Origin of the sequence: Mesorhizobium japonicum MAFF 303099 (genome assembly GCF_000009625.1) — a bacterium.
Taxonomy (GTDB): domain Bacteria; phylum Pseudomonadota; class Alphaproteobacteria; order Rhizobiales; family Rhizobiaceae; genus Mesorhizobium; species Mesorhizobium japonicum.
The window spans coordinates 3749060-3772603 of record NC_002678.2; the positions used below are offsets into that span (position 1 = coordinate 3749060).

General features: G+C 63.0%; 24 protein-coding genes and 1 pseudogene. 15 read left to right on the forward strand and 10 right to left on the reverse strand.

Annotated features, from left to right (window positions below; all coding sequences use genetic code 11):
* The first annotated feature begins 199 nt into the window (after positions 1-199).
* On the forward strand, positions 200-637 hold the full coding sequence (locus tag MAFF_RS19460) for a pyridoxamine 5'-phosphate oxidase family protein (protein WP_157866179.1): 438 nt from the start codon (positions 200-202) through the stop codon (positions 635-637).
* 780 nt (positions 638-1417) lie between these two features.
* On the opposite strand, the gene MAFF_RS19465 is transcribed toward MAFF_RS19460, so the two are convergent.
* Positions 1418-1609, reverse strand: a complete 192-nt coding sequence (locus MAFF_RS19465; protein ID WP_044548622.1) for a hypothetical protein — start codon at positions 1607-1609, stop codon at positions 1418-1420.
* 1103 nt (positions 1610-2712) lie between these two features.
* Here MAFF_RS19465 and MAFF_RS40070 point away from each other — a divergent pair.
* The 3 genes from MAFF_RS40070 (at position 2713) to MAFF_RS40665 (ending at position 4829) form a co-directional block, all read left to right on the forward strand.
* Entirely contained in the window at positions 2713-2877 is a 165-nt protein-coding gene (locus MAFF_RS40070; protein ID WP_010912659.1) for a hypothetical protein, read from the forward strand.
* A 927-nt stretch (positions 2878-3804) separates the two neighbouring features.
* Entirely contained in the window at positions 3805-4176 is a 372-nt protein-coding gene (locus MAFF_RS40660; RefSeq protein ID WP_010912660.1) for a D-3-phosphoglycerate dehydrogenase, read from the forward strand.
* The gene (locus tag MAFF_RS40665; RefSeq protein WP_010912661.1) at positions 4176-4829 is read left to right on the forward strand and encodes an NAD(P)-dependent oxidoreductase; all 654 of its coding nucleotides are present in this window, start codon (positions 4176-4178) and stop codon (positions 4827-4829) included. The genes MAFF_RS40660 and MAFF_RS40665 overlap by 1 nt, the downstream gene beginning before the upstream one ends.
* Positions 4830-4930: 101 nt before the next feature.
* Here MAFF_RS40665 and MAFF_RS19480 read toward each other — a convergent pair whose 3' ends face one another.
* On the reverse strand, positions 4931-5875 hold the full coding sequence (locus MAFF_RS19480) for an alpha-hydroxy acid oxidase (protein ID WP_244420823.1): 945 nt from the start codon (positions 5873-5875) through the stop codon (positions 4931-4933).
* On the opposite strand from MAFF_RS19480, the gene MAFF_RS40670 reads away from it, so the two are divergent.
* On the forward strand, positions 5759-6127 hold the full coding sequence (locus MAFF_RS40670) for a hypothetical protein (RefSeq protein ID WP_244420856.1): 369 nt from the start codon (positions 5759-5761) through the stop codon (positions 6125-6127). The genes MAFF_RS19480 and MAFF_RS40670 overlap by 117 nt on opposite strands.
* Positions 6128-6476: 349 nt before the next feature.
* Here the strand turns inward: MAFF_RS40670 and MAFF_RS19485 are convergent.
* Positions 6477-7118 (reverse strand): annotated as a pseudogene (locus tag MAFF_RS19485) (magnesium chelatase domain-containing protein); the annotation flags it as partial.
* A gap of 181 nt (positions 7119-7299) precedes the next feature.
* On the reverse strand, positions 7300-8241 hold the full coding sequence (gene gshB / locus MAFF_RS19490) for a glutathione synthase (protein WP_010912665.1): 942 nt from the start codon (positions 8239-8241) through the stop codon (positions 7300-7302).
* Between the two features lie 224 nt (positions 8242-8465).
* Between gshB and MAFF_RS19495 the strand changes: the two genes are divergently transcribed.
* The 9 genes from MAFF_RS19495 (at position 8466) to MAFF_RS19535 (ending at position 18361) form a co-directional block, all read left to right on the forward strand.
* Positions 8466-9710, forward strand: coding sequence for a glycosyltransferase family 2 protein (locus MAFF_RS19495; RefSeq protein WP_010912666.1), 1245 nt, complete (start codon positions 8466-8468; stop codon positions 9708-9710).
* The gene (locus MAFF_RS19500; protein ID WP_010912667.1) at positions 9707-10114 is read left to right on the forward strand and encodes a GtrA family protein; all 408 of its coding nucleotides are present in this window, start codon (positions 9707-9709) and stop codon (positions 10112-10114) included. Before MAFF_RS19495 ends, MAFF_RS19500 begins: the two co-directional genes overlap by 4 nt.
* A gap of 136 nt (positions 10115-10250) precedes the next feature.
* Positions 10251-12068 carry a hypothetical protein gene (locus MAFF_RS19505; protein WP_010912668.1) on the forward strand — a complete coding sequence of 606 codons (1818 nt, stop codon included), beginning with the start codon at positions 10251-10253 and terminating at the stop codon, positions 12066-12068.
* A gap of 211 nt (positions 12069-12279) precedes the next feature.
* The gene (locus MAFF_RS19510; RefSeq protein WP_010912669.1) at positions 12280-13629 is read left to right on the forward strand and encodes a putative bifunctional diguanylate cyclase/phosphodiesterase; all 1350 of its coding nucleotides are present in this window, start codon (positions 12280-12282) and stop codon (positions 13627-13629) included.
* A gap of 268 nt (positions 13630-13897) precedes the next feature.
* On the forward strand, positions 13898-14665 hold the full coding sequence (locus tag MAFF_RS19515) for an SDR family NAD(P)-dependent oxidoreductase (protein ID WP_044548629.1): 768 nt from the start codon (positions 13898-13900) through the stop codon (positions 14663-14665).
* Complete coding sequence (locus MAFF_RS19520) at positions 14662-15621, forward strand: 2-dehydro-3-deoxygalactonokinase (protein WP_044548631.1); 960 nt, start codon at positions 14662-14664, stop codon at positions 15619-15621. The genes MAFF_RS19515 and MAFF_RS19520 overlap by 4 nt, the downstream gene beginning before the upstream one ends.
* Positions 15618-16256 (forward strand): 2-dehydro-3-deoxy-6-phosphogalactonate aldolase, encoded by a 639-nt coding sequence (locus MAFF_RS19525; protein WP_010912672.1) that lies wholly within the window; start codon positions 15618-15620, stop codon positions 16254-16256. Before MAFF_RS19520 ends, MAFF_RS19525 begins: the two co-directional genes overlap by 4 nt.
* Positions 16256-17128 carry an SMP-30/gluconolactonase/LRE family protein gene (locus tag MAFF_RS19530; RefSeq protein WP_010912673.1) on the forward strand — a complete coding sequence of 291 codons (873 nt, stop codon included), beginning with the start codon at positions 16256-16258 and terminating at the stop codon, positions 17126-17128. Before MAFF_RS19525 ends, MAFF_RS19530 begins: the two co-directional genes overlap by 1 nt.
* 159 nt (positions 17129-17287) lie before the next feature.
* Positions 17288-18361, forward strand: a complete 1074-nt coding sequence (locus MAFF_RS19535) for a D-alanine:D-lactate ligase-like protein (protein WP_044551081.1) — start codon at positions 17288-17290, stop codon at positions 18359-18361.
* A 7-nt stretch (positions 18362-18368) separates the two neighbouring features.
* Here MAFF_RS19535 and MAFF_RS19540 read toward each other — a convergent pair whose 3' ends face one another.
* Positions 18369-18905, reverse strand: a complete 537-nt coding sequence (locus MAFF_RS19540) for an autotransporter (protein ID WP_010912675.1) — start codon at positions 18903-18905, stop codon at positions 18369-18371.
* Between the two features lie 82 nt (positions 18906-18987).
* Between MAFF_RS19540 and MAFF_RS19545 the strand changes: the two genes are divergently transcribed.
* Positions 18988-19734 (forward strand): GntR family transcriptional regulator, encoded by a 747-nt coding sequence (locus MAFF_RS19545; RefSeq protein WP_010912676.1) that lies wholly within the window; start codon positions 18988-18990, stop codon positions 19732-19734.
* 106 nt (positions 19735-19840) lie between these two features.
* Here the strand turns inward: MAFF_RS19545 and MAFF_RS19550 are convergent, their stop codons facing one another.
* The 5 genes from MAFF_RS19550 to dnaJ form a co-directional block, all read right to left on the reverse strand.
* Positions 19841-20128, reverse strand: coding sequence for a DUF1330 domain-containing protein (locus MAFF_RS19550; protein ID WP_010912677.1), 288 nt, complete (start codon positions 20126-20128; stop codon positions 19841-19843).
* A 16-nt stretch (positions 20129-20144) separates the two neighbouring features.
* A complete protein-coding gene (gene pyrF, locus MAFF_RS19555) occupies positions 20145-20858 on the reverse strand; it encodes an orotidine-5'-phosphate decarboxylase (RefSeq protein ID WP_010912678.1) in 714 nt (237 codons plus the stop codon).
* An 11-nt stretch (positions 20859-20869) separates the two neighbouring features.
* Positions 20870-21466 carry an NADPH-dependent FMN reductase gene (locus MAFF_RS19560; protein ID WP_010912679.1) on the reverse strand — a complete coding sequence of 199 codons (597 nt, stop codon included), beginning with the start codon at positions 21464-21466 and terminating at the stop codon, positions 20870-20872.
* A gap of 152 nt (positions 21467-21618) precedes the next feature.
* Positions 21619-22224 carry a phospholipid N-methyltransferase PmtA gene (gene pmtA, locus MAFF_RS19565; RefSeq protein WP_010912680.1) on the reverse strand — a complete coding sequence of 202 codons (606 nt, stop codon included), beginning with the start codon at positions 22222-22224 and terminating at the stop codon, positions 21619-21621.
* A 150-nt stretch (positions 22225-22374) separates the two neighbouring features.
* Entirely contained in the window at positions 22375-23505 is a 1131-nt protein-coding gene (gene dnaJ, locus MAFF_RS19570) for a molecular chaperone DnaJ (RefSeq protein ID WP_010912681.1), read from the reverse strand.
* Between the last annotated feature and the right edge of the window lie 39 nt (positions 23506-23544).

The window sequence follows — 23544 nt, forward strand, 5'->3', positions numbered from 1 at the left end:
GCCTATTTCGACTTCGACGAAACTGCGCCTACGGTGGTACGCCCTTCACTGTCTTAGCCGCTGTGGCGCATGAAACATGACGTATCGCAGCCTCGTGGGCGGTCGCGGCTCCAGGGGAAACAAGAAGTCCGCATCAGCGGCATCGAGATGCACAGAGCGAAGCGCTCTTTCACCGGGGAGTCCCGTGACCATCAGTGAGATGACCACCCAAGAATGCAGGATGCACCTGGCTGCGAGCAGGGTCGGGCGCCTCGCTTGCGTAAGAGACGGGATGCCGTACATGGTGCCAATCAGCTTCGTTTATGAGGGCGGCCACATCTACAGCTTCTCCCTGATTGGTCACAAGGTCTGGGCGATGCGGGGACATCCACAGGTTTGCTTCGAAGTCGACGAGATTCGCAGCCCTCGCAGCTGGTGGAGTGTGGTTGTCTTCGGTCGCTTCGAAGAACTCTCCGAAGCTGGTCCCTGGCAGAATGAGCGCGACCACGCATGGTCGCTGTTGCAGAAAGCGCGTCCCAACTGGTGGGAACCTGGCAGCGAGACACCTCACTCCGAGGACAAGGTGGCCAGTCCGCCCCACCTCTTCTTCCGCATCAACATCGAGAAGATCACTGGCCGTCGTCGTGCCCTCGTCTGACCGGGCCAGTCTTTGGAACTATTATCGCGCAGGCCGGCGGTCGTATTACCTCCTGTCCGCCCCGGCTCCCGATGGCGCTCGCCGGGATGACGCGGATCCGGTTCAGTTTCGCGAGCGGAGGAAGGGCAGCCTTGCGCCGCATGCACGAACCCGCTTCGCGGGAGGGTCGCCTCGGCCTGTGATGGCGCGACAGGCATTTGACTTGAGCGGGTAGAGGTGTCGATCTGACCATGGAGTTCCCTTCAACGAGAGGAACTCGCCATGGCTACCCTGTCGACCGATGCACGAATCTCTCCTAATGGACCACGCATTCAAGGTCTCGCATTCGTCAACCATTCCATCATTCAATTAAGCTAAATTGTTCCGGAACCCTCTGCCTTGCATTGAACTTATGACGTCATGAGCACTCGCGGCCAGATTTCTTGCGCAAATGGATTGTGGCCAACGTCCGCGACACAGTCGCGCCGATGTCATCTCGGTTGCCGAATTGACGCACAAGCTCTTCGCCGACGCAATGGCGCTAGGAATTGGAGCGTCGAGATCGAGGAAGATACCGGGAGCGTCTATGAAGCGATCCTTGACGCGACTGTTCATCATAATCATTGTGCCGATGCCGACGAACGGGACGAGGCACGCACCAAACCGTACGATTGCATGGTTAAACGGCTGGCTGCAGCGACAGGCATTACCGAAGCGCAACCCGCGAGCTGATTGCAATCCTTGGTTCATCCAGTTGGTCATCGCTTTTGCGGGAGGCCCAGATTTTGAAGGCCTGGTGACCTAGCGCCGGATGATATGGTTGATCATGGTTTCGTCCGGCTCTCGGCCGGTGAAGTCCTGAAAGAGCGATTTGGCGTGGGCCGCCCAAAGCTCTTCAGCTAGGTCCAGCTCGCGAACCGACTTCCTGAAAGCTTCGCGTATGATATCGAAATCGAAAGCCGAACAGTGTCCGCCTTCATGGTCCTGATCCATGACATTAGCACCCCAACAAAGGGCGGGAGCTTTGCGAACTCTCCAGCGCCAACGCCCACAAATTGCCAGCCAGCGGCATAGCGATTCATATTCGCTTCGCTCAAGGGTAGGCTTCGATTGTACGATTCGTATCATTAACCCTGCGCCGGTGGAGGGATCGCTTTAATGGAATTTGAGCCGACGGCGGGCAGACAAACGGCTGCAATCCCTGAGAGGATGTTGGCCGCCCGCCCACATTACAACTTGCTGATGTATCCGGTTGCTTCATGGGGTGTTCGCGCGGCGTTCGGTCCTGCGCAAGCTCGCCTTGCTCGAAGACAAGCCCGCCCATCTGAGCGCAATCTGTTGGCTCAGGGTTCATGGGATGGCGAGGCAGTATCTTGCTGACGACCCGCAGCTTGGACCTATTCGCGTGTCCTTTGGTCGCAGCTATCATCTTCGTTGTATTTTGGCTGGCATGGTCGCCATCGCCCAGGACGCCGGCCTCCACGTCGGCAGTGGCGATCTCGATTTACCTCGTTAGCGTGATCGCGGATACGCGCCTATCTTCCGGCGTGTGCGGGTGGGAACGGCAGAACATTGGTGTCCTGGCTCCGCCTCGACCGGCTCTCCATCTCCCGGTAGACGAGTAGGAGCAGCAGCATTTCGGCGGTACCGGCAGGCGCTTTGGGCGGCAGGTTTGCGGCGAGAGCCTGAAGCGTCAGGTCGTCCATTCTGCGAATATGTCTCGTCTATGAGGTCGCCCAGCGCTGAGAGCAGTTCGGCTGATTTCTGCATCATTGGCTCTCCGTCAATCAGCCCCCATTCGCAAGAATATGCAGTGACGCTCGCTGCTTTCCAGACGGACCTTGGTGTCGCTTTAGCACGTCATAATTCCTATTGTACGCGCGGATATCTCCGAAGCTTTCAAAGCCCTGATGACTGGATCAGGTCGGCAACTCGCATACCAAGCCTAGCGGTGAACCCGCCATTGTTGGCGGCAAAATCCCAACAGAAGAAGGCCCCAAAGCAAAAAATCAGGATGGAGAATCGCATTAGAATATTCTAATGTAAGACACATTGAATAAGCGTTAAGGCAGAGGCGTTGCCCCCGAGGGGAAGAGATGACCGACGAGCCGGAAACGACCTACCTTGTGAGCGTCTACGAGAATCCGCATTGGCGCACAGTGCTTACCACAAATGATAAGGCCAAAGCACTGGCCTGGGCGAGAGAGATCGGCGACAATGTGCGCATCGAGGAGATCACGCCGAAGCCGAACAAGCGCTAAGAGAGCGGCCAGTTTTTGGTCGCAGACGAGCGCGAACCGATGCTCCAAAACAATCCGAATTTCGCCGATGATTAGCTATCGCTAATATGCTATGTCATTAAGCGAGGGACGAAATCATGGGGCGCTCGCAACGTCATTTTGCGTTGGCATTGCTTCTCCTTGCCGGCGATGCCAACGCCCACAGCTGGTATTCCGGCAAGACTGACCCTGTTCTTCTTCTCAAATGTTGCAGTGATCACGACTGCCATCCTATTGCTTCGAGCGATGTCAGGTCGACTAGGCAGGGCTATTACGTCCAGCAACCTCAGCCCTACTCTCGAAATGACCCGCCTACGGGCGAGTGGTTCATTCCCTGGGACCGCGTCCAGGTATCGCCTGATGACAAGTATCATATCTGCGAAAATCTCTATCCGGCGTTTCGCGTAGGCAGATAACGAATGAAGTGGACCTGCTTCTTCGCACCGCGCGGGACCAGTTACGGGAGGATCGTGGGGAGTTGCCGCAATTCTCGGGGATCTATTCCGGGCCAGGTCGAATGCGCGCTTCCTACAGCAGGCCACAGCGAGGCGCCAGAGCACCAACGCCTAGCGCCCGATGATCCGCTCAAGCATGTGTTGCTCAGGATCGTGGCCGGTTAACTCCTGGAAGGGCAGCTTGGCATGACACCTGCTTCAAGCCCGTGACCGTCGGCATCGTCATCATCCTCCTCAACCCCAACGCTTATAGTGCAATAAGCCTCCGGAAATCACACAGGAACGGGCAGCGAACAAACCGCTACGATTTTTGCAACGCAACGCTACAGGATGAGGCGGGACAACGTCGCAAATGCGTGCACCCAAGTGGTTCAAGCCTTGATGTCGGCGAAGTTTCGGGCCTGAGCTATTCCGTTGGGACAATTCGAAGGTATTTGAGGAGATCGCCACCATCATGAGCGCTCAAGGCTTGCCCAGCGTTCTCGCATTTGAGCGCTACGACCCGACTGACGCCTCGCTTAACTGGCTGCGCGAGCGTGGGGTCAACGTCATTTTCGGCAATGCGCACTGGGAAATGCCGTTCAAGCGCTTCACCGAGGATGAGCTGATTGCCAAGGCACATGGCTGTGTCGCCTTGATGGGGGCAAGCGGCACCCGCATCACCAGGCGCGTGATGCATTCGCTTCCGGATCTGCGCTACATCTCAAAATATGGCATCGGCGTCGACAGCATCGACATAGACGCCGCCACGGAGCACGGCATTCTGGTTTCGAGCACGCCGAACGATTTCAAATCTTCACGGTCAGCGAGCACGCGGTCGCCCTGATGCTGGCGGTTGCCAAACAACTTGGCACGTGGACGCCCGAATTAATGCGGCGTGGCGGGTGGCGCGGCCTGACCCATGGCGCGACGCTGCGCGGCGCCACCGTCGGCATCCTCGGCCTCGGTCGCATCGGCCGTGGCGTGGCGCAACGGCTCTCGGGCTGGGAGACCCGCATCCTTGCCTACGATCCCTTCCTGAAGGAAGCGCCTCCAGGCATCGAACTCGTCGACTTCTTCACCCTGGTGGAGCAATCCGACTTCCTGACGCTGCACGCAACGCCGAGCCCGGAAAACCATCACATCCTGAACGCCGCCGCGTTCGCGAAGATGAAACCGTCAGCCATCGTCGTCAACACCGGGCGCGGATCGCTGATCGACTACACAGCCCTGCGCGCAGCGCTGGTCAATGGCCAAATCGCGGGTGCGGCGCTCGACGTGTTCGACCAGGAGCCGCCGAAGACCGACGATCCGTTGTTTTCGCTACCCAACGTCTTGTGCACGCCGCATGTCGCGGCCTGGACCACAGAAGGAACTCAGGCTATCGGCTGGCATGCGGCCAAGAACCTGTGGGCCATGATGAGCGGCGAAGGACAAGCCGATATCGTCAACCCGCAAGCAAAGCAGCGCAGGAGTGCGGCCTCGGTCAGCGACGTGTGACTTCAGAGGTTGCGTGAATGGCCAACCCCTTCTGCCTCAATTGTTGGACCGCAAGGCCATCATGGTGAATCCTGAACTTTGCCGAGGAATAGGTCCAGGCTTCACCAGATTACCGACCGGTCGATTTCGCCGAGGCGCGCCCGGCCGGTTAGCGCCATTGCCATCTCGAAGTCACGGCGAAGCAGGTTGACGCAGTGGGCTACGCCCTCGGCACCAGCCGTTGCTAGGGCGTAGACATAAGGGCGGCCAATCATGACAGCGCTTGCCCCTAGCGCAATCGCCTTCAAAACGTCGGTGCCACGCCTAACGCCGCCATCGAGGATGATGGGGATCCGGCCGGCCACCCGCTCCGCGATGGCGGGCAGGGCGTCGATGGCTGCCGGCAGTGTGTCGAGGTTACGCGAACCGTGGTTCGAGACGACTATAGCATCTGCACCAGTTCCGATGGCTTGCTCGGCATCGTCAGGATCGAGGATACCCTTCAGGATAAGCGGCAGGGTTGTCAGCGAACGCAGCCAGGCAATATCCGCCCAGGTCGGCATGGCCCGCTTTTGCGCAGTGCCAACTTTGAGCACGCCGGTGTTCCGGTCCTTGAAGTACGGCGTTGCGAGGCTGTCGGGAATTTTGAAGCCTGCCCGGAATTGCCTACGGCGATCGCCTGGCGTTGGCAGGTCGACCGTTACGCTGATCGCCTTTGCGCCCAGTGCCGCCATGCGCGATACGAGTTCGCCATTGAAACCGCGGTCGCTTTGCCAATAAAGCAGGAACCACACAGGAGACTGGCTCTCCGCCACGCAATCCTCGATCGCCGCCGTCGCCGTAGTACCCAGAATGAACACCGCTTCCGCCACTCCGGCGCCGCGCGCCGTGGCCACCTCGCCTTCCGGATGCGCCAGTCGCTGGTATGCTATTGGGGCCAGGATGATCGGATGCGTCAGCCTTTGCCCAAAGAGTGTGATCGCGGTATCAAGTCTTGTGACATCGCGCAGCACACGCTGCCTCAACCTGATGCGGTCGAATGCCGCTTCATTGTCACGCTTGGTGATTTCGTCGCCAGCACCCCCGGCAATGAACTCGTAGACCGCATGCGGCAACACCTCTCGCGCAGCCGGTTCAAAATCCGCCAAGCCGAGAAACCGGGTTTCGATGTCAAGTGGCATGGACCAGTCCGTCCGATCGGTATCTCAAGAAAGTCGGCTATTCCACAGGCAACATTCGTGCAAATCTCCGCTGACCGCAAGGCGGTGGTCCGGCGCGAAGGCCAGCGAGTTCCGGTCAGCGGAGATTCCGGGACATGATGCATATTTATTGGCCCCTGTCTCTCCTCTCCATCAGACATCGGCATCGCCAAAGGTACCCACCAAAGCGACGTAAAGTCCGGACTCTTTGGTAAATCTCGCGGCCAACCAACACTTAGCGGCGCTTCCATCTCATTTCCGCTGGTCGGGTGCTGCTTTAGAGATAGTTCGGCTTACGAAGCAGATATAGCCTCTAGCAGGGGACGCGGGAACGTCTGCTTCGGCCAAATGTTTCCCGAAAGCGGACAGTCCTCTCCCGGCCCGTTGCGGGCGTTCCGGAACGAAGTTAGACCGCTTAATGGGCGGGTTTCGCCGCGATGGCCGACTGTCGTTTAATTAGCCACAATGTTAGCAGATTGTGGCCGCCGGCCTCCGCCACTTCCAGCGCCCGCTTGGCCGTCTCCTGGCCCTTGATGTCGGCAAGGTCGGGCAGGTCGCGCGCCGCGGCATGGATGCCGGCCTCCGGCCGCGACAGCACCTGCGTGCCGCGGAAATGATTGGCAATGGCGATCAGGCTGCGCGGTGCCAAAATGTCGAAGTCCTTACCGGCCCAAGCCGCCTCCGGCCCGCAGGCGAACGGGCAGATCAGGCCCTTGCCCTCGGCATTGGCGCCGATCGCCGCCGGCAGGGCGCCCGCGACGGCGGCGATCGTGCCGTCTAGCGAAAGCTCGCCAAGCACGACATAGCCGGCCAGCATGTCGCCCGGAATGGCGCCAAGCGCTGCCATCAGGCCAAGCGCGATCGGCAGGTCGTAATGGCTGCCTTCCTTGGGCAGGTCGGCCGGCGCCAGATTGACCGTCACCTTCTTCGACGGCATCGACAGGCCCGACGCATGCAGCGCCGCCTGCACCCGCTCGCGGCTTTCGGCCACCGCCTTGTCGGGCAGCCCAACGATCTGCATGCCGACCTTGCCGGGCGCGATCATCACCTGCACGTCGACCGGCACGGCCTCGATGCCCTGGAAAGCGACCGTGCGAACCCGCGCCACCATTGTCCCACCCCGGATATGGGCCGCAACCCATGCGATTGGCCTAGAATGTGGCCCCCGCAGAAGACAATCACAGATTGCTGGTCAAATCAAGAACATTACGAGAACAAGGAAATCGCTCTGGTTGCAGCCGGATTGAGCCCGGTTGAAAAGGCGGAACATGGTTAATACGAACCGAAAAACGCTACTTCCGCTTCCCCTCGACCGCGTCCCAGAACAGGCTGGCGATGTCGGCGCCGCCAAAACGCTGCACCTCGCGCACGCCGGTCGGCGAGGTGACGTTGATCTCGGTCATGTAGTCGCCGATGACGTCGATGCCGACCAGGATGAAGCCGCGTTCCCTGAGGGACGGCCCGATGCGGGCGCAGATCTCGCGCTCGCGCTCCGTCAGCTCGGTCTTCTCGGCGCGGCCGCCGACATGCATGTTGGAGCGGGAATCGTGCTCGGCCGGCACGCGGTTGATGGCGCCGACCGGCTCGCCGTCGATTAGGATGATGCGCTTGTCGCCCTTGCGCACGTCCTTGAGGTAGCGCTGCACGATATAGGGCTCGCGGAACAGCTGGCCGAACATTTCGAGCAGCGAGGCGAGGTTGCGGTCGGCCTCGTGCAGATGGAAGATGCCGGCGCCGCCATTGCCGTAGAGCGGCTTGACGATGATGTCGCCGAACTCCTTGCGGAAGGCGGCGACTTCCAGCGGATCCTTGGTGATCAGCGTGTCCGGCATCAAATCGGCAAACTCGGTGACGAAGATCTTTTCCGGGCTGTTGCGCACCCAGGCCGGGTCGTTGACCACCAGGGTCTTCGGGTGGATGCGCTCGAGGATATGCGTGGTGGTGATGTAGTTCATGTCGAAGGGCGGATCCTGGCGCAGCAGGACCACGTCCATCTCCGACAGGTCGGTGCGCACTTTCTCGCCCAGCGAATAGTGGCTGCCCTTCTCGTCGCGCACCTGCATTTCCTCGATGCGCGCAAACACCTTGCCGTCGCGCAGCGACAGCCGGTCGGGCGTGTAGTGGAACAATTGATGGCCGCGCCGCTGCGCTTCCAGCGACAGCGCGAACGAAGTGTCCCCGGCGATCGACACGGTGGAGATGTGGTCCATCTGGACGGCGATTTTCAGTTTCATGGCGGGTCCCCAGCGCAGTCGACGAGAGCGATATAAGGGTCGCCGCGCCTTCTGCCAATCGCGACGTCTGAAGATCGGCAACAGCAGGACACAACCCCCACCAGCCCGATCGCGACAAGGCAAGCGGCCGTGTCATCGTTTTCTTAAGCCTTGCCGTACAAGAATAGGCCTCGAATACCCCAACGGCAGGCGCCGGATTGGGGGTCCTCGATGGAACAACGACCATGAACGCGCTCACCGCCATCCGCGCCGCCGCGACCAAACAGCTTGAACTCACCATCCTGATGCCGTGCCTCAACGAGGTCGAGACGCTGGCCGTTTGCATCGGCAAGGCCAGGGCCTTCCTCGACAAGGCCGGAATCCTGGGTGAGGTGCTGATCGCGGACAATGGCAGCACCGATGGTTCGCAGGAGATAGCGGTCCAGGGTGGCGCCCGTGTCGTACCGGTGGCGCAGAAGGGCTATGGCGCGGCACTTCTGGGCGGCATCGCCGCCGCCAGGGGGCGCTACATCATCATGGGCGATGCCGACGACAGCTACGATTTCGGCGCGCTGGATGCCTTCATGACGCGCCTGCGCGGCGGCGCCGACCTGGTCATGGGCAATCGCTTCCAGGGCGGCATCGAAACCGGCGCCATGCCGCCGCTGCATCGCTATCTCGGCAATCCGGTGCTGAGCTTCGTCGGCCGCCTGTTTTTCCGCATCAAGACCGGTGACTTCCACTGCGGCTTGCGCGGCTTCAACGCCGAGAGCATCCGCAAGCTCGACCTGCAGACGACCGGCATGGAATTCGCCAGCGAAATGGTGGTGCGCAGCGCGCTTGCCGGCCTGCGCATCGAGGAAGTGCCGACCACGCTCAAGCCCGACGGCCGCAGCCGGCCGCCGCATCTCAGGACCTGGCGTGACGGCTGGCGGCATCTCAAATTCCTGCTCGTCTACAATCCGCGCTGGATGTTCTTCATCCCGGGCGCGGTGCTGTGTGGCCTAGGCACTCTGTTCGCGGCCCTGCTGGTGTTTGGGCCGCTGCGGGTGATCGACAATCTTTCGCTCGACCTCAACACTTTCGTCGCCGCCTGCTTCATGATCATCACCGGCATCCAGCTCATCACCTTCGGCGCCATATCGCGATACTATGCCGAGATCACCGGCATCCTGCCGCGCAGCCGCGGGTCCGACTGGCTGAGAAGGACCATCAGCACCGACCGTCTTGCCGCCAATGCCGGCATCTGCTTTGCCGGCGGCGTCCTGTTCTTCGGCTATGCGGTGCTGCGCTGGGCGCATCTTGGCTTCGGCCCGCTGAACGATTCCGAAATCCCGCGCATCGTCGTGCTGGGCCTGAGCCTGATCGTCATTTCGTTCCAGGCCTTCTTTTCGGCATTCCTGCTCGGTGTCCTCGAGATCCCGGTCAAGCGGCTGAAGGCCGGCCAGCCCGGCGGATCAGGCGAATTCGACGCGACTGCTGAAAAATGAGCCGGCTTCTGCGAAAATTCGCCGCCATACGGCTTGTCCGGTTTGTCGTCGTCGGCATTGGCGCGGCGCTGCTGCTTTTCGTACTGTCATGGGCCTTGGTGTCGGCCGGCTTGCCGCCGTTTGTCGGCAGCGCCATCGCCTATATGCTGGCCTTCGTCGTGGCCTATTCGGCACAGCGCGGCTGGACGTTCGAGGGACGACACGACCACGCCCATGCGTTGCCACGGTATCTCGTCACCCAGCTGGTCTGCGCAGCGTTTGCAGGCCTGTCGGCCCATGTCGCGGTGTCGATATTTTCCGCCTCGCCGCTGATCATGTCAGCCATCATCACCGTCGCCGCAAGCGCCGCGAGCTATGTGCTCTCATCGGTCTGGGTGTTTCGCGACGATCAAAGAGCCGCGTGAAGCCAAGGTCCCAGATCGAGCTGCCTGTTCAGGGCGTTTTCGCAACATGGAATTGCTTTGTGCAGGGCCGATTTAAGGTTTGCGCAGTGAGTTCGCGATAGCTTCTCTCACCAAGAGAACGCCCAGAGGCCGTCCCGTGACTCCTGCCGATACCATGATCTCCGCCGAGGCCACGCCACGTCCGTCACGGCACAACGACCTTGCGCTCGTGCTCGTCGCCACGCTGGTGATGGTTGCCGTCAGCGCTCTCAGCGGATTCCGCGACTTGACCGACGCCGGCGGCGACAATGACAATCTGCTGCGTCTGGTCGAGGTTCGCGACATGCTGGCCGGCCAGGGCTGGTTCGACCTGCATCAGTACCGGATGGGTCTTGAAGGCGGCTTCGTCATGCACTGGTCGCGGCTGGTCGACGCGCCGCTCGCCGCCATCATTCTGGCGGCCTCGGCTCTGACCGGCAGCGTGGCCAGGGCTGAGACCATCGCGGAGGTGCTCTGGCCGGCGCTGCTCTTCTTCCTCGCCTTGCTCTTCACCACCCGCGCGGCGCGCAGTTTCGCCGGCGCCGCAGCCGTGCTGCCGGCCGTCGTCATCGGCGCCGCGGCGCTGCACTTCATCGGCATCTTTTCGCCCGGCTCGCTCGATCATCACAATGTCCAGCTGACGCTGACCATGGCCTGCCTCAGCCTGCTGCTCGATGCGCCCGTGCAGCGCTGGGCGGCGCTGTTCGCTGGCCTGTGCGCGGCGCTGATGCTGGCCGTCGGCATGGAAACAGCGCCCTATGTCGCCACCATCGGCGCGTGCATCGCCCTGCTGTTTGTCGCCAACCCCGGCGGTGAGGGGCGGATCGCCAGGGATTTCGGCCTTGGCTTTGCCGGCGTTTCGGGGCTGGTCTTCGTCACCACCATCGCCCCATCGGCGTGGGGCCAGCCGCAGTGCGATGCCTTCTCGACAGTGCAGTTCGTGGTGGCCGCGCTCGCCGGATGCGGCCTTGCCGCCATGGCTTCGCTCGACATGGCCAAGGCCACGGTCGGCCGGCGCCTCGTGGCGCTCGGCCTGCTTGGCGTGGTGCTTGCCGCTGTCGTGGTGTCGCTGTTCCCGCAATGCCTGGCGGCCCCCTATGCGAACCTCGATCCGCGCCTCAAGGAATTATGGCTCGATAACATCGAAGAGGCGCAGTCGCTGTACAAGCTTGTCATCTACAACCAGGTCGCGGTGGTGGAGCGTTTTGCCACGCCACTGCTGGCGATCATGCTGATGGCGCTTCACCTCGGTCGTGGCGGCTCGCGGCGGCAGGACAGCCTCGTTGGCGCGCTGCTGGTGGTGGCGTTCCTGGTCAGTGCCTGGCAAGTGCGCGGCTCGACCTTCTCCATTGCCTTGGCGGTGATCCCGCTTTGCGCCTGGATCGCCAAATGGCGGCAGCGGGCCGAAGCCAGCCCGTCGCGCGGCTCCGCACTCAGGGTGGTCGCGGCCTGGCTGGTCTCGGTCAACGCACTCTGGGCGTGCGCAGCCGTGGCTGCATCAAGCGCCTTCGAAACCGGTGCGGCCGTCAAGGCCGCCAGTGTCAATGGGACCTGCCAAGGCAAGACCGCGTTCGCAGCGCTCAGCCAGCTGCCGGACACCACCGTGCTCGCCATTTCCAATCTTGGCTCACCCATCCTGGCCTATTCCGGACATCGCGTGTTCGCCGGGCCGTATCATCGCAACGTCGCGGGAAACCTGCTTGCACTCGATACCTTCCTCGGATCGAATGCAGATGCCAGGAAGGTGGTCGAAAGCAACCATGTCGGGCTTGTGGCGCTCTGCCGCGGCAACGCGGAAACCCGCCTGCTCGTTGCCAGGGCGCCGGACGGCTTTCTGGCCGGGCTGACGCACGGCAACGTACCGGACTGGCTGGAGCCCGTGGCGGAGACACGGGGCGCCCAGCTCGAGCTCTATCACGTCAAGCTCGGCGGCTGAAAATCACCGCGAGAACAAAGGTTTGACACAAGGTTTAGCCGGCTTCCCAAAGGCTTCCGGCTTTCTGCCACGGCAAGATCGCTGGTGAAAACCGGATTCCGTTTCTCCAGATCGCGTCCCGGCCGCGAAAAATCGATTTTCGAGATACGTTTCCTAAAGGGTTTGCTGGCAGTCTCCGACATAAATTCCGACGTCAAAAACAGGGACACCGATGCAAACTCCGTTTGGCACCGGTCAGGCAAACAGGGAGAGCACGGATCTGGCCTTCACCGATCCGTTGACCGGGCTTGGCAACCATCGCCGCTTCTTCGACAAGGTCGATCGCCTGATCAGCGACCGCGCCGACGATCCCGCGCCCTTCACCGTCGGCATTCTCGACCTCGACGGCTTCAAGCCGATCAACGATCTGTTCGGCCACAAGGCCGGCGACGATATCCTGATCCAGGTCGCCATGCGGCTGCGCGCCTCGATGGACGGCCATTCGACGGTCTGCCGCATCGGCGCCGACGAATTCGCCTTCCTCTATCCGCTGGTGTTCTCCGAGGAAGCGGCGGCGGAAAAATCCCGCATGCTGATCGAGATCCTGTCGGCGCCCTACGATGTCGGCGAACGCACCGCCAGGCTGTCGGCCTCGGTCGGCTGCTCGCTGTTCTCTTCCGGCGACGAGACCACCGAGATCCTCATCAACAAGGCCGAGACGGCGCTCTACCACGCCAAGCGTTCCGGCCGTGGCCGGGTCGTCGTCTACACCCGCGAAATGGAAGAGGCGGCCAAGCGCGTCACCCGCATCGAGCAGGCGCTGCGCCGCGCCGTCTCGGCCGGCGAGGTGGAGCCGCATTTCCAGCCGATCGTCGACCTCACCACGCGCCGCACCATCGGCTTCGAGACGCTGGCGCGCTGGACCGATCGTGACCTCGGTGCGGTGCCGCCGACGGTCTTCATCCCCATCGCCGAGGAACGCGGCATCATCGGTCCGCTGTCGCAGCTGGTGCTGCGCAAGGCGACCGAGGCGGCCCGGAGCTGGCCGAGCGACCTGTTCCTGTCCTTCAACCTGTCACCGTCGCAGCTCGTCGACCAGAACACCGGCCTGCACATATTGGCGATCCTCGACCGCACCGGCTTCGATCCGCGTCGGCTGGAGATCGAGATCACCGAGACCGGCCTGATGAACGACCCGGCCTCGGCCGCGCAGATCGTCGAGGATCTGCGCCGCGTCGGCATCCGCGTCTCGCTCGACGATTTCGGCACCGGCCAGTCTTCGCTCGGCCGCCTGCGCGAATTCCATTTCGACAAGCTCAAGATCGACCGCGCCTTCGTCTCCTCCATTCTCGACGACCGCCCGTCCGAACACATCATCCGCGCCATTCTCGCCATGTGCGAAGGGCTTGGCATGGATGTGGTCGCCGAAGGCATAGAAGAGGAAGCGCAGGCCGATCGCCTGGTCCAGTTCGGCTGCGCCGGCGGGCAGGGCTATCTGTTCGGCAAGCCGGTCGATGCCGACGCCACGCTCGGCTATCTCCGCGATTCCTTCCGCGGCGCCCTGCGCGCCAAGGCGATCTGACCGGCGATTTCGACGCAATCGACATTCCGCCGATGTCGCGGCGCGCTTCCAGTGCGGCGCATTGTCGTTTTGTCCGACATAAGCCTGAAAATCCGACGTTTCGCCCTTGCCCACGCGACTTGCGTGACTAGGATGCGCGCCATTCATGCCTACAGCGCCGCGCGTCCCTTGGGACGCGCAAAGGACGCTGTAGTAATTTACATTTTGCGCATGATCCCTTTCCGAAAATCGGATCGATTTTCGGGGTCATGCGCTGGGAGAGTAGAATATGATGCCATCGGCGGATTTTGCCGACCTCAAGGGCGCCTCGGTGCTGATCACCGGCGGCGGTTCCGGGATCGGCGCGGCGCTGACCGAGGGGTTTGTGCGCCAGGGTGCCAATGTCGCCTTCATCGACATCGCCGAGGGTCCGAGCACGCTGCTTGCCGACCGCATCGAGAAGGAATTCGGCCGGCGGCCGCTCTACCTCAAGACCGATCTGCGCGACATCGAGGCGCTGCGCGCCTCGGCGGCCAGGGCGGCGGAGGCGCATGGCGATGTCACGGTGCTGATCAACAATGCCGCCTGGGACGAGCGCCACGCCGTCGAGGACGTGACGGTGGAGTTCTGGGACAACAACCAGGCGATCAACCTCAGGCCGCATTTCTTCACCGCGCAGGCGGTGGCGCCGGGCATGAAGCGGGCCGGCGGCGGCTCGATCATCAACTTCACCTCGACATCCTACCTCATCAACCATCCCGACATGCCGGCCTACACCGCCGCCAAGGCGGGCATCCTCGGCCTCACCAAGGGGCTCGCCGGCAAGCTCGGGCCGGACCGCATCCGCGTCAACGCCGTCGCGCCCGGCTGGGTGATCACCGAACGGCAGCAGGAACGCTGGGTGACCGAAGGAGCGCTAGCAGCCCATGTCGCCAAGCAGTGCATCAAGGAGGTCATGCGCCCGGACGACATGGTCGGCACGGTGCTGTTCCTGGCCTCGGATGCCTCGCGCATGCTGACCGCGCAGATGCTGATCGTCGACGGAGGTTTTCTGTGAGCCCAGAATTTGCCGGCAACGCTCCGGCGGTAGCCGCACTCGATTGGGGCACGACCCGGCTCCGCGCATGGCTGATCGACGGCAGCGGCAAGCTGCTTGCCGAGCGCCGCGGCGATGACGGCCTGATCACCGCACGCGAAAAAGGTTTTTCGCACGTTCTGGAAGGCCATTTGGCCGCCATGGGCGCGCCTGACGGGCTGCCCATCATCATCTGCGGCATGGCCGGCTCTCGTCAGGGCTGGATCGAGGCGCCGTATGTGACCGTGCCGGCGCCGATCGGCGCCATCCTGCGCGGCGCAGCCCGCATCGAGGGCGAACGCCGCGACATCCGTATCGTGCCGGGCCTCGCCCAGCGCCTGGCCGATGCGCCCGATGTCATGCGCGGTGAGGAAACACAGCTTGCCGGCGCCGGTTTGCCGGCAAAGGGACGGCATCTCGCCTGCATGCCCGGCACCCATTCGAAATGGGTCGTGGTCGAGGACGGCGCGGTTGCCGGCTTCGGCACATGGCCGACCGGCGAGTTGTTTTCGGTGCTGGCCGGGCACTCCATCCTGAGGCATTCGCTGGGCGAACATCCGGCTCCCGTCGCTGCGGACAATCCATTCTTCCGGCAATGGTGCGAACGGGCGCTTGGCGAGGGCGGCGACGTCACGTCTAAGCTGTTTGCCATCCGTGCCGCCGGGCTCTTGCAGGACCTGAAGTCGGAAGATGCGGCGGCCTGTCTGTCCGGGCTTTTGATCGGCGGCGAGATCGCCTCGGCGAAGCGCCGCTATGGCGCCGGCAATGCGCCCGTCGTGCTGATTGCCTCGGGTGCGCTCGCTGTGCTCTACCAGGCTGCGCTCGACCTTGCAGGGCTTGCCGTCCGCACCGTCGACGCGGATGAAGCGGTGCGCGCCGGCCTCGTCGAAGCCGCGCGCGAAAACGGCATGATCGCCAGAACCGGAGCCTTGGCATGATCGAGACCGCAGCCTTTCCAAAACTCAAGCGCGGGCTGGTCGCCATCCTGCGTGGCCTGAAACCCGCCGAGGCGATTGCCATGGGGCAGGCGGTGTTCGATGCCGGCATCGAGGCGATCGAAGTGCCGCTCAACTCACCCCAGCCCTTCTCGTCGATCGCCAGGATTGTCCAAGTGCTGCCGAAGTCGGCCCTGATCGGCGCCGGCACGGTGCTGACGGCGGCCGATGTCGACGGCCTGCACCAGGCTGGCGGGCGGCTGCTGGTCAGCCCCAACATCGATGCCGAGGTGATGGCGCGCGCCATGCATTACGGCATGGTCACCATGCCCGGCGTGTTCACGCCGACGGAAGCTTTCCAGGCGATCCGGCTGGGCGCTTCGGCCTTGAAATTCTTTCCGGCGAGCGCACTCGGCGCATCAGGCATTTCCGCCATCCGGGCGGTGCTGCCGGCGCAGACCCTGGTCGGCGCCGTCGGCGGCGTTTCGGAGAAGGATTTTGCCGGCTACAAGTCGGTGGGCGTCACGGTCTTTGGCTTGGGCTCCAGCCTGTTCAAGCCCGGCATGAGCGTCGATGACGTCGCGGCGCGTGCGCACGCCGCCGTTGCGGCCTGGGATGCGGTTTTCGGAGAGGCATGATGAGCGCGGTTTCGATTTTCTCCGATCACATCTGCCAGCTCGGCGAGGGCCCGAGCTACGATCCGGCCAGCGATGCGCTGTTCTGGTTCGACATCGTCAACGGCCAGCTTCTGGAAAAGCCGCTCACGGGCGCGTTGAAAATCCACGAGCTTGGCCAGATGGCCAGCGCCATCGCCATCATCGACGACCAGCGCCAGCTGATCGCCACCGAGACCGGGCTTTTTGTCCGCGACGTCGCGACCGGCACGATGACGCTGCATACGCCCATCGAGGCCGATAACCCGCTCACCCGCTCCAACGATTCGCGCGTCCATCCCTGCGGTGCCTTTTGGGTCGGCACGATGGCGAAGGACGAGAGCAAGGGTGCGGGCTCGATCTACTGGTTCTCTAGGGGCGAATTGCGCCGCCTGTTTTCGGACATCACCGTGTCGAACTCGATCTGCTTTTCCGAGGACGGGGCGATTGCCTACTACACCGACACCGCGACCGGTCTGTTGATGCGCGTCGGCTGCGATCCGGTGACAGGCCTGCCGGTTGGCGAACCGAAAGTGTTCGTCGACCATCGCTCGTCGAAGGGCTATGTCGACGGCTCCGTCGTCGACCGCGACGGCGTGCTGTGGAATGCCGTCTGGGGCGGCAAGGCGGTGAAGGCCTATTCGCCCGACGGCACATTGTTGCGCGAAATTCCCATGCCGGTGACGCAGGCCTCCTGCCCGGCCTTTGTCGGCGCCAAGGCCGACCGGCTGGCGGTGACCTCGGCCTGGAAGGGCAAGGACGACAAGCAGCGCAAGCTCGACCCGCAGGCGGGCATGACCTTCCTCATCGACATCCCCGTCAACGGCCGGTTCGAACCGCGCGTGCTGATCGCCTGAACAGGAGCGGTAGATGATTGTTTTTGCCGGGCGTTGTCACGCAACCGCCCGGCGCGGTCGGTTTCGCGAAAGCCGATGGCAGGCGCCGTGCGATGGTAATGCATGTCGCTTGGACGCGCCGCGCTCCAAGCCATCGCACCGTTGGAATCCCGCCCCATCATGTCAAAGCACAAGCCGAAACTGATCCTTGTCTACGAGCCGGAAAAGGCTTGCTTCGACCGTTTGATCGCCGACGGCTACCCGCCGCAGCGTGCCACCGAAATCTCGTCCTACCTGGCGCAGTCGACGGATATCGCCCCCGAATTCGCGGCACTCGCCGCCGCCTGCGAGGCCCGGGGTGTCGCCTTTGCGCCGGTGGCGCTCGACGATGCCGCAGAAGTGCTGGAGGCTGAGGACGGGCAGAGCACACTGGTCTGGACGCTGACCGACGGCATCGCCTATTTCCGTGGCGGCGCGGCCCCCGCGCTGGCACGGCTGAACGGGCTGCGCACCGTCGGCGCCGACGATTCGCTGTTCGCGCTTTGCCAGGACAAGTTCCGCTCCGGCGCCGTGCTCGGCGCGCTCGGCCTGCCGGCGCCGCAGGCCGGCCTTGCCCGCGATGGTAAATGGCTGGTCGAGCCGCCGGCCTCCGCCGCCGGCTGGTTCGTCAAGCCCAACCGGCTTGGCGCCAAGATAGGCATCTGGCCGGATTCCCGATGCCATGAGCTGGGTCATGCGCTGGAGCTTAGCCGGCGCGTCTTCGCCGCCTATCGCGACGATGTCGTCGTCCAGCCCTATGTCGCCGGCCGCAATGCACGCGCCAGCTTTCTCGGCCTGACGCCGCAAACCGGTGTCGAGGCGCTCGGCATCGCCTTTGTCGATTCCGGCGCCGATTTCCAGACCATGGCGGACAGTATGGCGCTCTATGGCGAAACCGGCGAGGCGGTGAAGGCGGCAGGACTTTATGCTGAACCGGAGCTCGTTGCCGTTGCCGACGTCCAGCCGGGCGCCGATGCCAGGATCAGGGCGATCGCCGGGCGGCTGATCGGCGGGCTCGGCCTGCGCGACGTGTTTTCCATCGACCTGCGCGTCGAGGCCGACGACACGGTTCACCTGATCGAGTTCGAGGTCTGTCCCGGCCTGCCCTGCTTCGATTTCCGCGCCTACTGCCGCCAGCAATGGGGCCTGGAGCTTGCCGAGGCCATGGCCGCGACGGCGGCAAGCCGATTTATCGGCCAGCACCACGGCGGCTAGGCTCGGTCTATATCGGCCGTGCGCCGGCCATGTACCTGGCGTTGTCGAACGGCTCCGGCCGGTTGTCGGCCAGGCTCCACAATTGGCGGTCGGTGCCTGGCAGATCGCCGAGATAGACATGCAGGGCGCCGGAGCGGGCGCTGCCGGTATTGGCGACCGAGTGGATGGTGTTGGCAGACATGTGCACCAGCGCGGGCGCCGCAAAATCCTGCCGCTCCGGCTCGTCGACCTCTTCGCCGGCGAGTGGGTAGATGAAATTGGTCTCGCCGCCCCAATAGATGCCGACCAGGGCGTCCATCAGATGGTTATGCGGCGGATACTGCACGCCGGGCGAAAGCGTGATGTGGTAGATCGTCAGCTGCGGGCTGGCATGCAGCAAGAGCTCGTCGTCATCCTCCTCGTGAACCAGCCCGCCGAGCGCATGGAAGCGGTTGGTATAGTCGCCCAGGACGGCCTTGACCTCCTCGAAGGGATTGGCGCCAGCCGCCGCGTTGACGATATCCATGATCGCGCGGTAGAGAAGGGAGTCGGCGGATAGAGGCATGCCACAGCTCCTGACTGAGATGCTCAGGGAAAATACCTAAGATGGCCAGTGCTCGTCAATGCCGGTGCGAAGCGAGAGAAGCATGAAGCCGACAAAAACCACGCCATCGAAATCGGTCACGCCCCCGGGCGGGACGGCGGCGCTGTCGACGGCGGACCTGCTGCGCAGCGAACAGGCCTACGAACAGCTGAAGAGCGATATCGTCGCCTGCGTCCTGTCACCCGGTGAAGCCTTGACCGAAAAGCAGATCGAGGCGCGCTACGGCATCAAGAAGGCGACGATCCGCTCCGCACTGGCCCGCCTCATGCAGGAAGGACTGGTCCGGAGCGAGCCGCGCCGCGGCTATGTCATCACCACGCTAACCCTGCGCGACGTCAACGAGATCTTCGACGTGCGCAGCCTGGTCGAGCCGGAAGTGTTCCGGGTTGCCACCACCGGCATTACCGAGCGCGGGCTGGATGAGATCAGGCTGGCGGCCAGAAAGGTGCTGAAGCCCGAGACGCTGCGCAGCCCTGTTGCGTTCCTGGCCGCCGACCGCGCCTTTCGTCTGGCGATCGCCGAGCTTTCCGAGAATTTGCGTCTGGCGCAGCTGCTCAGCCAGATCCTCGACCAGTCGGAACGGGCGCTCCATCTCGGCTTCAAGTCGCGCGATTTCATGCCGCTGATCATCGAACAGCAGAAGCAATTGCTGCAGGCCTGCGAAAAGAGCGACGTTCCCGGCATCGTGAAACTCGCCCGCGCACAGTGCCTTGCCCTCAAGCATCAGCTGGTCGGAGCTCTGCTTGGCGGGGCCAAGCTGCGGGACGTGAACCTTCAGGACTTCGTCTGAAGCAGTTCCGGGGAAAGTGAGTAGCGGTTTCCCCGGGAAAAGCGCATGGCGCTTTCCCTTGGGGATTGCTTCAAAACAAAAGGGCCCTGTCGAGCCGGGATAGGCTTCAGGCCCCTTCGACCAGCACGATCTCGCCGTCGGCGACCTTCTGGCGGATGGCGACCGCGCGCTGATATTCCGGCGAATGGTAGCAGTCATGCGCGACCGCAAGCGATTCGAATTCGATGATCACGTTGCGGGCGCGGCCAGGCCCCTCGGCCAGTTCATGGGCTCCGCCGCGCGCCAGGAATTTCGCGCCAAAACGCTCGAAGGCGAGCTTCGAAGCGGCGATATACTCCTTGTAGCCTTCGGCATCGCGCACATCGACGCGGGCGATCCAGTATCCCTTGGGCATTGTTCTCTCCCTTATTCTATGCAGAGCGCATTTCGTCGAGGATCGCCTGCGCCGCCGCGCGGCGGTCGCTTGCCGCGACGATCGGGCGGGCCACCACAAGATGGCTGGCGCCGTTGCGGATCGCTTGCGCCGGCGTCACCACGCGTTTCTGGTCGCCATGGTCGCTGCCGGCCGGCCGGATGCCGGGTGTCACCACCGCCATGTCGGGGCCAACGATGCGGCGCACCGCTTCTGCCTCCGCCGCCGAGCAGACGATGCCGCCCATGCCGGCATGCAGCGCTTGTTCAGAGCGCCGCAGCACCAGCGTGTGCGGGTCATATTCATAGCCGACATCGATCATGTCCTGCTCGTCCATCGAGGTCAGCACGCTGACGGCGAGCAGGCAAAGGTCACTGCCCCTGGCCGCTTCCACCGCCGCGCGCATCGCCTTGGGATAGGCGTGGATGGTCAGCATGGTCATGCCCATCTTGACGATGTTCTCGACGCCCTTGGCCACCGTGTGGTCGATGTCGAGCAGCTTCATGTCGAGGAAGATCTTTGTCCCGCCGCTGGCCAGTTCCCTGGCAAAGTCGAGCCCGCCGGCGAAAGCCAGCTGATAGCCGATCTTGTAGAAGGAGACGACGCCGTCGAGTTCGCGCACCGCCTGCTCGGCTTCCCGCACGGTCGGTAGGTCGAGGCCGACGATCAGTCTTTCCTGGATGGACTGGGCCTGGATGGATTTGGCCTGCATGGTCGCGGCGGTCACGCCTCGATCCGGGTCGACAGCATGCGCGAGGTTTCGATCAGCGTGCGGCATAAATGCTCCATCGATTTGTATAGTCTTTCGTCACGGAAATTGCCGCCTTCGTCGAAGGCGGCGCCGCCGTCCGGCACCGAACATTCCGGTGTCACCACCTCCATCTGGCAGCGTACCAGCACGGCGCGCAGATGGTTGATGCAGCGTATGCCGGCAAAATGGCCGTTGGAGGACGAGCACAGCCCGGCGACCTTGCCGGCAAGCGGCCTGACCGATCGGCCGCCATCCCGGCGCACCCGGCTCACCCAGTCGATCGTGTTCTTGAGCAGCGGCGGGATCGAGCCGTTATATTCGGGCGTGGCGATCAGCAGGCCGTCATGGGTTGAAATCAGACGGCCGAGTTTGACGGCGTTTTCCGGGACACCCTTTTCCTTCTCGAGATCCTCGTCGAGGATCGGCAAGGGATAGTCGGCGAGCGAAATGCGGGTCACCTCGGCGCCTTGCACCGCAAGTTCCTTCTGCGCCACATCGGCGGTCCTGCCGCTATAGGCGCCGCTGCGCACCGAGCCGGCAAAGACGAGGATTTTCGGGATCACTGCCATTGGCCACCCTTGTTCCCGGACAGGTACAGCCAGAGGCGGCTCAAATCAACGGCTGGGTCGGTGAATAGGGGAGTAAGGCAGTAGGGTAGGGGGCACAGTCTGGAAATTGAATCGTCATTTCCTACTCCCTTACTGCCCTACTCCCCTCTCACTTAATGCGGTTCGCGGCGGTAGATCCAAAGCTGCGTCGGCGGGATGTTGCGGAAGATGAAATCGAAATGCTTGACCGTATAGTCGCCGCGGCCGGCCGGAATCGGCGACATCGGGCCATAGGTCAGTTGCACGATCGGACGGCCCGCCGGGATGCGGTCGAGCAGGCTCTCTATATACGCGATGCGCTGGGCGACCGGGAAATTGAGAAGCGGCACGCCGGACACGACGGAATCGAAAATCATCCCGCTCCTCTCGCCAAGCGTGGCGTTGAGGTTGAAGGCGTCGCCCTCGATGACGTTGACGCCGGGATAGAGCTGGCGCAGATGGCGCACGAAATCCGTGGAATATTCGACGGCATAGAGGTTTTCGGGCCGTACGCCCTGGGCGAGGATGGCGCGGGTGATGACGCCGGTGCCCGGACCGACCTCAAGCACCGGCAGGCCGGACTTGGGATTGACGATCGAGGCCATCTTGCGCGCGGTGATCGAACTGGTCGGAACGATCGAACCGACCGTCTTCGGCTTGTCGATCCAGCCCTTGAAGAATTTGAGTTCGTCGTCGAACTTCTCGGCAAGCGCCTTCCGCAGTCCGTGACCACGTGTCATGCAAGCTCTCCTCAAGGCTCCCCGCAAAGCTACTTAACACCTGGTTGACGCAAGGCAAGGCGTTGCGAGACGCATGTCGTGGATAAGATAGATTTCGTCGCGTCTCAAGACCCGGCGCGTTTCATGCATTCCCGCGCCGTTCTTGCACGATCAACGCTCGCCGAAAGACTCGAAAAAATCCTTCATGCGGGCGAAAAACCCGCTCGATTGGGGCGAATTGTCCTGCGAGGAGAGCTGTTCGAACTCCTCCAGCAACTCGCGCTGGCGGCGCGACAGGTTCTGCGGCGTCTCGACAGCGGTCTGGATATAGAGGTCGCCGACATTGGGCTGGCGCAGCACCGGCATGCCCTTGCCCTTGAGGCGGAACTGGCGGCCGTTCTGCGTGCCTTCGGGCACTTTCACCTTGGTCTGGGTGCCGTCCAGCGTCGTCACCTCGAAGGAACCGCCAAGGGCCGCCGTCGTCATCGAGATCGGCACCTTGCAATAGAGGTCGGCACCATCGCGCTGGAAGAATTCATGCGGCTTCACCGCCAGGAAAATATAGAGGTCGCCCGAAGGCCCGCCGCGCAGGCCGGCCTCGCCCTCATTGGCAAGGCGGATGCGGGTGCCGTCCTCGATGCCGGCCGGAATGTTGACCGACAGCGAGCGTTCCTCGGTGACGCGGCCCTGGCCGGCGCATTTCGGGCATGGATCCTTGATCGTCTGGCCGCGGCCCTGGCATTGCGGGCAGGTGCGCTCGATCGAGAAGAAGCCTTGCGTCGCCCGCACCTTGCCGTGGCCGTGGCACATCGAGCATGTCACCGGCTGGGTGCCGGGTTTGGCGCCGCTGCCGGAGCATTCGGTGCACGATATCGAGGCCGGAACGCGGATTTGCGCGGTCTTGCCGGCAAAGGCCTCTTCCAGCGAGATTTCCATGTTGTAGCGCAGGTCGGCGCCGCGCTCGCGGCCGCCTGACGAGCGGCGCTGGCGCCCGCCCATCATGTCGCCGAAAATATCCTCGAAGATGTCGGCGAAGCCGCCGGCACCAAAGCCTTGCGCGCCGCCATTCATGCCGCCCTGTTCGAAGGCGGCGTGGCCGAAACGGTCGTAGGCCGCGCGCTTTTGCGGGTCCTTCAGCGTCTCGTAGGCTTCGTTGATTTCCTTGAACTTGTGCTCGCAGGAATGATCGCCGGGATTGCGGTCAGGATGGAACTGCATGGCGAGCTTGCGGAAAGCGCTCTTGAGCTCCTTCTCGTCGGCGCCCTTTTGCACGCCCAGCGTTTCGTAGAAATCAGCTTTCATTTTTTCCCGCTGTCCGGATGCTCAACGTCTTGATGCATT